Genomic DNA, 12,807 nt, shown 5'->3' on the forward strand with positions numbered 1-12,807 from the left:
TGGGGGATCGCTATCCACAGCTCTACAAGCCGAACAGTGGTGCCAACGACGCGCACGCTGCGGTCCCGCGCCGAAGCGCCGCCGGGCGCTCCGCCTTGCCGTCGTCATGTCGCTCAAGTTTTAGACAGATCATCGAATCACAACGGGCAGACCAGTCAATCGGCTGTCCATTCAATTCGATTCTGCGGGGGTGTTCAGCTGGCAAACAGATCCTTGTAGCCGGTCGTGACCATCCAGTTCGCTCGGTCTAGGTGGCTGCGGGCCGCGTTACGGGCGCGTTCCGGTTCTCGCTCCAGATCGATGCCTAGGATTAGATCGGCCATTTCCTCGTAACTGGCGTTGTCGGCGGCGGCATCCAGAAAGCGCATATAGATCGTGAAATGCTCTTTGTCGTAGGCGGTAACGCTGTCCGACCAGGGGACTTCCGAGGCGAGTGGTATTTTATCGGTTGCTGGCATGGTCTCTCCGCTTTCAAGCCTCGGAAGTTGCATTGTCGAGACATGTTCCGGGTGGGAATGCTCGAGACGGAACTCGTGTCCTTGTATGGATAACCAAGAGGGCCGGTCCACAAAAAGAGGCAATCACATGACGGCCTTATATTGGGACCAAAGCCCAGGGTCGGGAAGCTATGGCACTGTCCGTTCTGCCGCAAGACCCGCAGGGCGCTAGGGAATGTTTTCCCGAGTTGGCGCGGTCTGAATTCTCGACCGCTCGCCTAGGCACTTCTGCGATAAGCCGGCCACGCGCAGCCGTGTTTTCGCTTGAGCCGCGCGGCAAGCTTCCTTAGCGAGATCTAAAGTTCCAATCAACGTTTGGTCAAATGCTGCGGCCCAATCCGGCGCTCGGAACAGYCAAATAGCCAGGATGACCCCACTGCTGATAAGGAAAGCGCGATTTGAGGAGCAAGCCTACCTTCATGACAAGCTGCTTGCTGCATCTGGCGACGTGAAGTCTTTTCCCACTTGGCGAAACACGGGCCTTAAAAAACGAAGCAATGGTACTCGGGCGAAAGGCGAAGTTCGATTTTGCCGGACTCACGGGCTTTCTGGCGGACCAACAGCGACTATTTCTGGGCAGCCGGCGCGATGGTTATGACCCGCTGACTGACAATGCGAGCTTTTCCCGGTCGGGGACACCGTTTCTCCGCACGCCAAGTATGTTCCGGAAACCAGAAAAACCATCRGGGTCGAATCCAGGATGTCGTGGCCGACCAGAATGCCGCCAAGGCCGCCGATCAGGTAGGTAACCACTGCGACGGTGACCATCGTCGCACCGAAGCGCTCCGATGGGTCCGCGCTTCGTCGCAAGACCCTTGCGGCGTGGCAGGCTGCTATGGCGAAAACCGCTGCAAGGGCGAGGGCGCCCATCAGCCCGGCCTCTACCAGCGCGGTCAAAAAGCCATTGTGAAAGTGATTGAAACCTTGGTCTATTCCAAATCGGTCTTTGAATCCTTGTCTTATCAGCGCCCGACTGGCGGAGACGCCGTGGCCGAGGAATGGTGTCTCACGAAATGCGTTGACGCCTACGTCCCAGAGTCCAACCCGGAGCCCGAGTGGAGTCGAGTGGTCGCCTTTGGTGACGAGGGCGTCCCAGTCCTTGAACAGGACGGCGGTGCGGTCGACGATGATAGGAAAGGTGATTGCCACGGTCAGGAGGCCGGAAGCGACCGCGATCGTCAGCGATCTTCTCATATTTCCTCGCGTCAATTTGTTCCGATTGACTAGAAGGACGGCGACGGTGGCAACCAATAAGGCAACCCATATCAAACGAGAGCCCGAGTAGAGGATTGCCAGGACGCCCGCGAGAGCGGCAGCAATCAAGGGCATCCGGTCTTTTTCTATTCCCGACAAAGCGCCCGCAACGCACGTCATCGCTGCGAGGCAAGTCACCGTCGCAAAGACGATCGGATTTCCAGCGCCGCCTTCGGCCCTGAGCATTCCGATCCAATAATATTGGATGATGGCCAGCACCAACGCGCCGGCGCATGCAGCGGCGCTGGCGCGCACTGCAATGCGCGCCAGGGTGAGTTTGTCCGTGATGCTCCACGTCGAATAGGAAATCGGAAAGAACAGCAGGGTGGCCAGCGACAGCAGTAGCGGCAGGTCAGCCCTCAGCATACCACCGGCAATCGACCCCAGCACCATGGCTGCGCAGTAGATATAGATGRCTGCCGTTATCCCAAGCATCGGGCGATCGAAATTGAAGCGTCGCCGCTTGGTCGCGAGCAGCACCACTGACCAGAGTGCGCCGCCATGGAAGACGAAACTCACGACCGATCCCAGGACGGGCGGTGAAAAGAAGCAGGCAGCCGAAAAGCAGATATTGATGTTCGCGGGCGTAAATCGGCGCCGGAGCGTCGCAAACGGGATTAGAGCCTGCCTTGGGAGTTGGTGGGCGGTCCGCAGATCGTTCAAAATGGTTCCCGTCTGGTATTGCAGCCTCTTCGCATTGGACGGTATAGCGGCTGAGCAGAGTGCTCGATAGATCGATAATGCGGTCGACGCTCCGGTGATTGTTCCTCGTTGTCGGTTATGCCGCGGCAGCGGGCGAGCACATCTGCTGGGCTTCCCGCCAGGATTGAAACATCAAAACATCCCAAAGCAGATACTGGTTATTGCGCTGGCCCGAAAGGTGCTCGGACCAGGCGCGCCGGACGGAATCGGGACGGAAGAGCCCGTCTTCCCGAAGCCGGCGTTCGTCGAGAAGCGCTTCGGCCCAGTCGCGAAGCGCGCCACGCAGCCAGGCGTCGATCGGGACCCCGAACCCCATCTTGGGACGCTCGACGAGTTCGCGCGAGACATGTTTGTAAAGAAGTTGCCTCAGTGGCCACTTCGTTTGGCTCTCAGCGCGCAGGACGGAAAGCGGCAATGACAGCGCGAAGCTTACGAGGCGGTGGTCGAGGAACGGCACTCGGGTCTCGAGACTGACCGCCATAGCCGCGCGATCGACCTTGACCAAAATGTCGTCCGGCAAATAGCTCATCATGTCGAGATACATCATCTGCTCGACGTTGCCCGACAGAACTGGAAGCGGTTCGAGTCCTGTCAGCATGGTAGGGGGCTCGATCCCGCCCGGAAGGAGTTCAGCGGGTTCCCAATGCGAGCAGAGACGACGATAGACGTCGTTCATGCTTCCCAGCGAAAAGACTGACGCCGCCTTATGGATCTTGTCGCCGACGCGCGCGCGGCGGAGGCGTTGCGGCAACAGGGGCATGATGCCAGCGGCTACATTGTTGTAGAGACCGGGCGACGGCAGAGTCGCCAGCCCCGCTGACATGYGGCGCAAGCCGATCGGGATGCGCGAAAGCTTGTTCCAGAACGCATCGGCGAGCGCATATCGGGTGTATCCCGAAAACAGCTCGTCTCCGCCGTCGCCCGACAGCGCAACGGTGACGCTGCCGCGCGCGAGCTTGGAGACGAGGAAAGTCGGAATCTGCGACGAGTCCGAGAAGGGCTCRCAATAGATGCCAGGCAGCTGCGGCACGACATCGAGCGCGTCCCGCTCGCTTAGATAGAGTTCCGTATGATCGGTGCCGAGCTGGCGGGCCACCTGCTCGGCGTGGTGGGCTTCGTTATAGCCAGCTTCGGAAAATCCGATCGTGAACGTGCGTACCGGCCGCGGGCTGATCGACTGCATGACCGCCACGATCGCAGAGGAATCGATGCCGCCCGAGAGGAAGGCGCCGACCGGTACGTCGGCGATCATCTGTCCTTCGAGCGAGCGGCGAAGATGGCGCTCGAGCTCATCGACCGCCTCTTCGGGGCTTCCCTGAAACGGGTCCTGCCGGCCCTGTTCCGCAATCTCCTTCGGGCTCCAATAGCGCTCGACGCGCGGCTCCCGCATGCTTTCGGAAAGGACCAGAAAGTGACCCGGTCTCAATTTCCTGATGCCCCGATAAATGCTGTAGGGCGCGGGGATGTAGTTGTGGCGCATCAACAGCATCAGCGCGTTCCGGTCGATTTCCGGGCGCCAATTTGGCAGCGGATGAAACGCCTTGAGTTCCGAGGCGAACGCGAACGCATTGCCAATGCGGCCGTAGTACAACGGCTTCTCTCCCAGGCGGTCGCGCCCAARCACGAGCGTTCTCTCCCGCCGGTCCCAAAGGCCGAACGCGAACATGCCGACGGACAATTCGAGGGCCTCCCTCAGGCCCAGCACTTCGATCGCGGCCAGAAAGACCTCAGTGTCGGAATGCCCGCGCCAGGCTTGATGGCCATGCTTCCGATCGAGGAGCGCGCGCATGTCGGCGTGATTGTAGATTTCACCGTTGAAGACAATGACAAAGCGGCCGCCGTGCGAAGCCATCGGCTGCGCGCCGGCGGACGACAGATCGACGATTGCCAGCCGGCGCTGGCTGAGAGCGACGCCGGCCTCGGCGTCGGTCCAGACGCCGTCGCCATCCGGTCCGCGATGCCGGATCATGTCCGCCATGCGGCGTGCGTTGAAGGCGCCGCTGCTCGTCGCGGCCGCTCCTCCGACAATCCCGACAATACCGCACATTCAGCGACAACGCTCCATCATGGCCACGCGCGAGTCTTCACCTTCAATCCTCTGTGCGCCGAACGCAGCCGGAAGAAGTCGCAGCGGTCAGCAATGCGTCCTTTCGAAACACCATTCGCCACAACCCGTGCCGAAAAGGCCGACGCCGGCATTCACGTTGAACCGCTCTTTCGTTCGGAAACCGAGGCTTTCGACCACGGCCTCCAGCTCCGCAGCCGATGCTGACTGGTAAGGATATCCGCCAAGCCAGTCGTCGACGTCCGCCAGGAATTCCATGCCGCGCCGTTCCCGGTAATTGCGGACGAAGGAGAACGCGTCCCGATGGCGTAGCGTCCTCGCAAGCATGTAAGCGGAGACGAAGAGCGCTTTCACTGGCGGCCGCAACCATCGCTGGGAGGAATAAAGCCTCTTTTCGGCCGTCCAGAATCCGCAAAGAGGCGTTTTCAGGTAGATCGCGATGGCGAGGCAGCCGCCGGGGGCGACAAACTCAGCGGCGTTGCGAATGGCCGCCCACATGTCGCCCGTATGGTGCAGAACGCCCCAGGAATACACGACGTCGAACGTCTCGGACGGAAGGGAGTCCTTGTCGAGAACGTCACCCCGCCTGACGCGCCAGTTCCCGTCCGGCRCAAACCGGGTGAGGACGGCATTCGCCGTTTCGACGCAACCGATATCGTAATCGAGCGCCAAGACTTTCCGCGCACCCAGTCGGAGAGCCRCCGCCGAATGCAGGCCTGATCCGCAACCTATGTCGAGAAAAGTCCGGCCTTTGATGTCGCCAACAAGATGGCGCAGATCCTCGCAGGCATGATCCAGGTGCTCTTCCTCGAACCGCGCAGCCAGCTCGGACCAGTTCCGGCCGAAATCATAGCGCGCTTCCATTGGCGCTCCCCCTTGGCCATGCTGCTCGCAGATCGAAGACCCGCTCCCGGTCATACCTGATAGAATTCCCGATACCATTCCACGAAACGCGGAACGCCGACCTCAACCGACACTTTAGGCCTGAAGCCGGTCGCCTCCTCAAGCGAGCTGACGTCGGCGTATGTCGCCGGAACGTCGCCAGGCTGCAGCGGCATGAGGTTGCGGATTGCCTTTCTGCCCAGCGCGTCCTCGAGCACTTCGATCAATCTGTTCAGCTGAACGGGCGAGTTCCCTCCGATATTGTGGATCCTGAAAGGCGCGCTGCTGGTCGCTGGATCGGGCGCCGCACTTCTCCATTCCGGATTGGCTGTTGCGGGACATTGCATCACGCGGACTAGGCCTTCGACGATATCGTCGATATAGGTGAAGTCACGCTGCATGCTGCCGTGGTTGAAGACGTCGATCGGTTCGCCCGCGAGTATAGCCCTGGTGAAGATGAACAGGGCCATGTCGGGCCGCCCCCATGGGCCGTAGACGGTGAAGAAGCGCAGTCCCGTCGTCGGCGTTCCAAACAGATGGCTGTAGGTGTGCGCCATAAGCTCGTTGGCCTTCTTGCTTGCCGCATAGAGGCTGAGCGGATGGTCGGCTGAATCGTGAACGGAGAACGGCATTCGGGTGCTGCCGCCGTAGATCGAACTGGACGAGGCATAGACCAGATGGCCAACCGAGGCGTGYCGGCATCCTTCGAGGATGTTGAGAAAGCCGTTGAGATTGCTTTCCGCATAGRCGTGCGGATTGGTCAGCGAATAGCGCACGCCGGCCTGCGCTGCGAGATTGACGACGATCCCCGGCGCGGTTGACAAAAACAGCGCCGAAATACGGTCGCGCTCCGTGAGATCGACATGCTCGAACCGAAAGTTGGGAAACCCGTTCAGCCGATCCAGTCGCGCCCGCTTCAGGTTGACATCGTAGTACTCGTTCATGGAGTCCAGTCCGACGACCTGCCGGCCATCGGAGAGCAGTCTCTGACAGAGATGGAAACCTATGAATCCGGCTGCGCCGGTGACCAGAATCGGCCTGCTTGATGTCAAAACATTTCCTCGAGGTTCAATTCAGATCGAGCTCACAGGCTCCAGTACCTTATGTTTTCGGGGATCTCCGCGGGCTTGATCGCTGACTTGACGTCGAACAGCGTTCCGCCTGGCCTGATCATGTCGAAGATACGGGATTTTTCCCGTGAATAATGTTTGTGAGGTACCGCCAGGACAAGAGCATTCAGATCGGTCATGTCCTCGATCGGCAGGATTGTTTCGCCATAGTCGCGGCGGGCGGTCTCGGCATCGGCGAGAGGGTCGTGGACCTTGGGGGCAAGGCCGAACTGCCGCAGCTCCCTCACCATGTCGAAAACCCGGCTGTTACRCAAATCCGGAACATCCTCCTTGAAGGTCAGCCCGAGAATGCCGACGGAAGCACCTTTCACGGGCATGTCCGAACGGATGAGCTGCTTGACGACCTGCTGGGCGAYGAAGGCCCCCATGCCGTCATTGATGCGGCGWCCGGCGAGGATGATTTGAGGATGGTAGCCCTCGGCCTCCGCCTTGGCGGTCAGGTAATAGGGGTCAACGCTGATGCAGTGCCCTCCCACGAAGCCGGGCTTGAAGGGAAGGAAGTTCCATTTTGTCGACGCGGCATCAAGGACGTCCTGCGTCCGAATCTGAAGCCGCTCGAAGATCATGRCAAGCTCGTTCATCAGCGCGATGTTTAGGTCGCGCTGCGTGTTTTCGATTACTTTCGCCGCCTCGGCCACCTTGATCGACGGGGCCCTGTAGACGCCGGCGTCGACGATTCGGCCGTAAGCGGCCGCCACGCGCTCCAGCGTCTCGGGATTTTCTCCGGAGACGACTTTGATGATCCGTTGCAACGAGTGCTCCCGGTCGCCCGGATTCGCCCGTTCGGGTGAATAGCCAAGCGCGAAGTCGTCGGGGTGCCGCAGACCGGAAGCTCGTTCGATGATCGGTCCACAGAAGTCTTCCGTCACGCCCGGGTACACCGTCGATTCGAACACGACGACCGCACCTTTGCTTACCGTTTCGCCGACGATTTCGGATGCCAGCGCTAAAGGGGCAAGATCGGGGGCCCGGTTGACGTCGATCGGGGTCGGCACGGCGACAACGAAGAAAGTGGCTCCTTTCAACGCCTCGCGGTCGGTCGTCAGCACAATCGAGGAGTTCCTGAGCGACGATGCGTCAACCTCCCCAGTCCGGTCGACGCCGTCGCGTAGCTCGCTAATCCGACGCTCGCTGATATCGAAGGCAACCGTGCCCGGAAAAACCTTCCCGAAGGCGACGGCCACCGGAAGGCCGACGTAGCCGAGGCCGATTACAGCAATGCGTTCGGACATGCACCGACTTCCTTGGCTCGCTTATGCTCGATGCGCTTGTATGGCAGGCTGTGAGCGAATTCAACGAGTCGCGGTGATGAATACAGAAGTCTCCACCTAAAACTCGAAGGACAACATTGCTTTCAGCCCTGAACGTCTTGATCGATGCTGTGGAAAACCCGCGGCAGAATTGGTTTGCAGGGCCAGAGGACTTACAAGGGCGAGTCAGCCGGCAATCAGCCTGGGAAGATCGATGCATGAACCGTTTCCTGGTCATCGTGAGCGAACCAAAGTCTCTTGCAACTACTCGCGGACATCTTCTTCTTGCGCTGCRCACTGCCGGCTATCAGGTCCATGCTGCAGCGCCCTTTGACGCGACTACCGTTCGCTGGCTGGGTGAAAACGGCATCCACTATCACCGTCTGCCCATGGCACGCGCGGCCGTAGACCCTTTTGGCGATGCGATCCTGGCGCTGCGGCTCTACAGGATGATGCGGTCGCTTCGGCCCCGGGTGGTGCTGGCATGTGCGATCAAGCCAATTGTCTACGGTATTCCCGCGGCCTTGGCCGCAAGGGTTCCTCGTCGGCACGCACTGATCACCGGTCTCGGTTACGCGTTCACGGACCGACATAGGTCGCTGCACTGGAAGGTCGTCAATGCAGTGGCGCGACTTCTTTATGCCGCCAGCCTGCGCGTCGCCACCACAGCGACGWTCCAGAACGAGGATGACAGGGATGATTTCCGCCGCCAGGGGCTGCTTGGGCGGACGCCGGCCAATGTCGTCAACGGGTCAGGAGTCGACCTGGATCGCTTCAAGGTGGCGCCGCTGCCGGATGAGCCGCGCTTCCTTATGATTGCCCGTCTGCTTCGCGACAAGGGCCTTGCGGAATACCTAGGTGCCGCGCGGCAGGTGAGGGCGGCCCGGCCGGAGGCTCGCTTCGACCTCGTCGGCGATAGAGACCCGAATCCTGCGGGATTTCCGGTTTCGGAGGTGGAGGCGGCCGTGGCGGACGRCACGGTCCGCTATCATGGAGYTGTGGACGACGTCCGCGACGCCATCGCGAACTCACGTGTCTWCGTGCTCCCCTCCTATCGGGAGGGAACTTCCCGCTCGGTGTTGGAGGCAATGGCAATGGGCCGCCCGGTGATCACGACCGACGCGCCGGGYTGCCGTGCGCCAATTGTTCCCGGCGTAAATGGCCTCCTCGTGCCAGTGGGCGCTACGACACCTCTGGCGGAAGCCATGATCCACCTGATCGACAACCCGGACCAGACCCAAAGCATGGCGCAGAGCAGTCGGTCACTCGCCGAACTGCGCTACGATGTTCACAAAGTCACGGCCCATATGATGGAAATCATCGAATCCGGACAACAGGCTGCAGAATGACGTACACAGAAAATTCCACGCCCGCCCGCTACGAATTCGGTGCCAACTGGGCCTCTTTCGTCGACAGGCACTATTCCGCTGAACGCCGCCAGGCAGCGGCGGACAAGCTTCTGGCCTTCCTCGGCAAGGAGAGYCTCGAAGGAATGGATTTTCTCGWCATAGGCAGCGGAAGCGGGTTGYACTCGCTTGCAGCCTTCGACGCAAAGGCGGGCCGGATCCATTCCTTCGACTTCGACCCTCTCTCAGTCAGCACAACCAGCAAGCTCCGCCAACTAGCCGGTGAGCCAGCGAACTGGACGGTCGAACGGGGCGACGTGCTCGACGGGGGGTATCTTGAGAAGCTCGGCACCTGGAGCCTTGTCTATTCATGGGGCGTGCTTCACCACACGGGCGCGATGTGGCAAGCCGTAGAAAACGCCGCCCGCAGGGTAGCGCCCGGCGGCCTCTTCTTTATCGCGCTGTATTCTTCGAACGTCGTCCGTCCATCGGCTGAATTCTGGCTCGACGTGAAGCGTCGGTACAACGCCGCGAACTCGAGCCAAAGGCGATGGATGGAATGCTGGTACATCTGGCGCTTTGGCCTCGGCGGCAATCCGTTCCGGCTGCCCGGCCTTCTCAAGCAGATCTACGAGAAGAAAAAAGGCCGCGGAATGAGCTACATGACCGATGTCCGGGACTGGCTCGGCGGCTGGCCGATGGAATTCGCCGACGATCGGGCAGTGGTCCATTTCCTGATGGACAGGTTCGAATTCGAACTCGTCAGAATGTCCACGGGCGAGGCTTGCACGGAGTTTCTTTTCCAGAGTCCGAAGGCGGCCCTGTCCAAGCAGGACTAGTTGATCTGCCCGTTGGTTCTACTCCATATGYTCGGCCGCCCGTCCTCGATCGTGACGATTTCGTCGCAATTCTCCACGGTCGTGAGGCGATGGGCAATGATCAACACCGTGAGCTCGGCGGGCAGTTGCCTGATCGCGTCCATGACCGCCGCCTCGGTCTCGGTGTCGAGCGCGCTGGTGGCCTCGTCGAAGACGAGCACGGTCGCCTGCTTGTAGAGCGCCCGCGCGATGCCGATCCGTTGCCGCTGGCCGCCCGACAGCCGGACCCCACGCTCGCCGACCCTGGTTTCGTAGCCCTGCGGCAAACTGTCGATGAAATCTGACAGGGCCGCCTGCTGCGCCGCATTGCGCACGCGGTCCAGATCGATCATGGCGGGATCTATGCCAAAAGCGATATTCTCGGCGATCGAGGCGTCCGCAAGAAAGATGCTCTGCGGCACATGGGCGACCTGTTGCCGCCAGGCGCGCCGGGTGGGCCCGTCCAGCCGCTGTCCGTCGATTTCGATCGTGCCGCTGGTTGGCTCGAGCAACCCCATCACAAGGTCCACCGTCGTGCTCTTTCCGCTGCCGGTCTTGCCAATGAAGCCGACCTTGGTCCCCTTGGCGATCGTCAGGTTGAAGCGCTCGAGTATGGGCGCCTGCTCAGGGGCGTAGCTGAACGACACGTCGCGCAGCAGAATCGCCCGATGGAATGGAAGCCGCTTGGCGGCGGYTGGATGGTTCCAGTCGGCCGGGAGCGGCGCCTCCAGGGCATCAAGCACGACCTCGGCCCCGGCAAGGTTGCTGAGTATGAGGGCCCAATTGCCGTAAACAAGCTGCATCGATGGAAGCAGACGCTGCGCGCCGAGAACGAACGTCCCGAGCATGGGAAGCACCTGGCCGGCATTGTTCGAACGAGTGATCAGGAAATAGGCAAGCACCGCGATGATCACCATTCCCGCGGCTTCGATCGCGTAGCGGGGAGCGCCTGCCGCCAGCGCGTTAGTGGCATTTGCGCGCTGCAGGTGCATGTCGAGTTTGCTGTAACGGGAGAGAAAGTAGGGCTGGGTGTCGTTGATGATGACGTCGCRAATGCCGCCAAGGCCCTCCTGAACCGAGCGGATGCCCTCGGCCTGCACGCTCGCAATGATCCTCGCGTTCCTCTTGAGATGTTTTCGGATGACGAGCGACATGGCGAGGTAGACCGCCCCAAACCCCGCGAAGATGACGAAGGTGATGAAAGAACTCAGGGCAAATAGYGCGGCGACAATGAAGGCTCCGATGATGATTCCGCTGATCGACTGCAACAGAGGCAGCATCACGCCGGCGGTGACGGCCTGGACCTGCCGCAGCGCGGCAAGCACGGAACTGGAGTTGCGCGAAACGTGATAGCTATAGGGCTGGTGCAGCACGCGCTTGTAGACTTGCACCCCCAGTTCGTGTCCGAGCGAGAAGACATAGGAATTGGTGGCCCAGGTCAGGAAAATGCGGACGGCTCCCGCCGTGAGTGCGACCACCGAAAACAAAAGTGTTAGGCCAAGAAGGCTGTCCGAAGCATCGGTCAGTCGAAAGCCCGCCAGCTGCCGGGCGAGGAAGGACTGGCCGCCGATTGCCTCGGGATTGGCGATGCGGGCGAGGAACGGCAGCAAGGCTCCAAGTGTCGCCGCCTCCGCGAGAGCGCCGCAGGTCATCAGGCCCAAAAGCCCGAAAAACTGTCGTTTCCGGCGATTCGAAACCTGCTGCCACAAGCGCCGAAGCGTATCGGTGGTGCTACCGGGGTTGCGTGTTCCGTTTGGTGCCAAAGCCGTGTCCGCGTTCACGAATGCCCAATGCTCACGTTCAGCCGCCCGCGACAAGCCGCATGTGGTGCCGATTGACAATTTAATCACAGACGGTCGAAGCTCGGCGGTCCACAACTTCGATCTGCAAATGAGTCTGCGGCTGCGCCCGCGCGGTGGCCTAAGCATGGATAGCGCCCTAAAAATGCGGCAAGGAACGTCACCTATCCGTCTAACGGCGGGACCGTTGCGATCGCTGGGATTGTTATCGGCTGGCCTCGGGACGGTGTTCTTGCTGTTCGTTTCGGCCTACCCACTTGGATTGATCAGCGCCTATCCGGCACCACCGCAGGCCGCAACCGAAGGCCCCCTCGGATTCGAGGAGAAAGTCGCAGACGTCGATGACCTTTACCGCGATCCGGAGGAGCCCGTGCAGGCCTATCTCCAGCGCCTCACAAAGGCGGTGGCAGGCGGCATGGTGCACTACTGGACGCAAGGCGACGAGTGGACCCTCGCAGACACCCGCTACACAAGGATAGGGCTTTTCGACAATTACCTGCTCTGGATGCAGAGCTTCCTTCCTCAGTATCGGCAAAACCTCCAGAATTATGAATTCGTGACTCCCCACAAGGCGCTTGCCCGCGGCTACGGCTTCTGCTCCCAGGTTTCGAAGATTGTGTATTCCGTCCTGGCAGATCAAGGGATAGAAGCCACGATATACACGGTGCCTGAGCACACGGTCGTTGAGTCGAATGGCAGCATTCTRGACTCTGACTACGGCGTCTTCGTCCCCCATTCGCTTAGCGAAGTACAGCAGGATCCCACCATAATCGATCCCTATTATGTTCAATTCGGATCGATGCTGCCCCTGTTGCACAAAGCCTATGGCCAATCGTGGCAACCGCTCGGGACGTCTCAAGGCTTCAACGACGTCCGGAATTACGAGGCAAAGTTTGAGCGCCTGAAATGGTGGCCGCCGCTTATGCTTGTGGCGACGGGTATCCTGTTCATAGCTTTCAGCGCGCTTCTGAGGCGTCGTAATATTGCTTAGCCCGGACCGGATTTAGTTGTTTGCGAGCCTTCGA

The 12,807-nt window shown here is 60.5% G+C and carries 10 protein-coding genes; 3 read left to right on the top strand and 7 right to left on the bottom strand.

The features are described from left to right. Window positions 1-194: 194 nt before the first annotated feature. From LCM4576_RS23025 to LCM4576_RS23050, 6 genes are all read right to left on the bottom strand, one after another. Window positions 195-458, bottom strand: a complete 264-nt coding sequence (locus LCM4576_RS23025) for a DNA -binding domain-containing protein (protein WP_071034837.1) — start codon at window positions 456-458, stop codon at window positions 195-197. A gap of 576 nt (window positions 459-1,034) precedes the next feature. Continuing rightward, on the bottom strand, window positions 1,035-2,270 hold the full coding sequence (locus tag LCM4576_RS23030) for an O-antigen ligase (protein ID WP_244510885.1): 1,236 nt from the start codon (window positions 2,268-2,270) through the stop codon (window positions 1,035-1,037). Between the two features lie 259 nt (window positions 2,271-2,529). Next, window positions 2,530-4,500, bottom strand: a complete 1,971-nt coding sequence (gene asnB, locus LCM4576_RS23035) for an asparagine synthase (glutamine-hydrolyzing) (protein WP_071034800.1) — start codon at window positions 4,498-4,500, stop codon at window positions 2,530-2,532. A gap of 87 nt (window positions 4,501-4,587) precedes the next feature. Then, window positions 4,588-5,382 (bottom strand): class I SAM-dependent methyltransferase, encoded by a 795-nt coding sequence (locus LCM4576_RS23040; RefSeq protein WP_071034801.1) that lies wholly within the window; start codon window positions 5,380-5,382, stop codon window positions 4,588-4,590. Between the two features lie 50 nt (window positions 5,383-5,432). After that, window positions 5,433-6,452 carry an NAD-dependent epimerase gene (locus LCM4576_RS23045; RefSeq protein ID WP_198540303.1) on the bottom strand — a complete coding sequence of 340 codons (1,020 nt, stop codon included), beginning with the start codon at window positions 6,450-6,452 and terminating at the stop codon, window positions 5,433-5,435. Window positions 6,453-6,484: 32 nt separating this feature from the next. Then, window positions 6,485-7,762: a nucleotide sugar dehydrogenase gene (locus LCM4576_RS23050; RefSeq protein ID WP_071034803.1), complete on the bottom strand. Its 1,278-nt coding sequence runs from the start codon at window positions 7,760-7,762 to the stop codon at window positions 6,485-6,487. Between the two features lie 236 nt (window positions 7,763-7,998). Between LCM4576_RS23050 and LCM4576_RS23055 the strand changes: the two genes are divergently transcribed. Continuing rightward, on the top strand, window positions 7,999-9,129 hold the full coding sequence (locus LCM4576_RS23055) for a glycosyltransferase family 4 protein (RefSeq protein ID WP_071034804.1): 1,131 nt from the start codon (window positions 7,999-8,001) through the stop codon (window positions 9,127-9,129). Then, complete coding sequence (locus LCM4576_RS23060; protein WP_071034805.1) at window positions 9,126-9,965, top strand: bifunctional 2-polyprenyl-6-hydroxyphenol methylase/3-demethylubiquinol 3-O-methyltransferase UbiG; 840 nt, start codon at window positions 9,126-9,128, stop codon at window positions 9,963-9,965. The genes LCM4576_RS23055 and LCM4576_RS23060 overlap by 4 nt, the downstream gene beginning before the upstream one ends. Here the strand turns inward: LCM4576_RS23060 and LCM4576_RS23065 are convergent. Further along, a complete protein-coding gene (locus LCM4576_RS23065) occupies window positions 9,962-11,764 on the bottom strand; it encodes an ABC transporter ATP-binding protein (RefSeq protein WP_244510886.1) in 1,803 nt (600 codons plus the stop codon). The two genes, LCM4576_RS23060 and LCM4576_RS23065, sit on opposite strands and share 4 nt — an antisense overlap. Here LCM4576_RS23065 and LCM4576_RS23070 point away from each other — a divergent pair. Next, entirely contained in the window at window positions 11,751-12,773 is a 1,023-nt protein-coding gene (locus tag LCM4576_RS23070; RefSeq protein ID WP_131803288.1) for a hypothetical protein, read from the top strand. The genes LCM4576_RS23065 and LCM4576_RS23070 overlap by 14 nt on opposite strands. The last annotated feature ends 34 nt before the right edge of the window (window positions 12,774-12,807 follow it).

Origin of the sequence: Mesorhizobium sp. LCM 4576, from assembly GCF_001854815.1 — a bacterium.
GTDB classification, from domain to species: domain Bacteria; phylum Pseudomonadota; class Alphaproteobacteria; order Rhizobiales; family Rhizobiaceae; genus Mesorhizobium; species Mesorhizobium plurifarium.

Coding starts and splice junctions, on each gene's coding strand:
- LCM4576_RS23025 (WP_071034837.1), bottom strand. CDS start 458: ATGCCAGCAACCGATAAAATACCACTCGCCTCGGAAGTCCCCTGGTCG.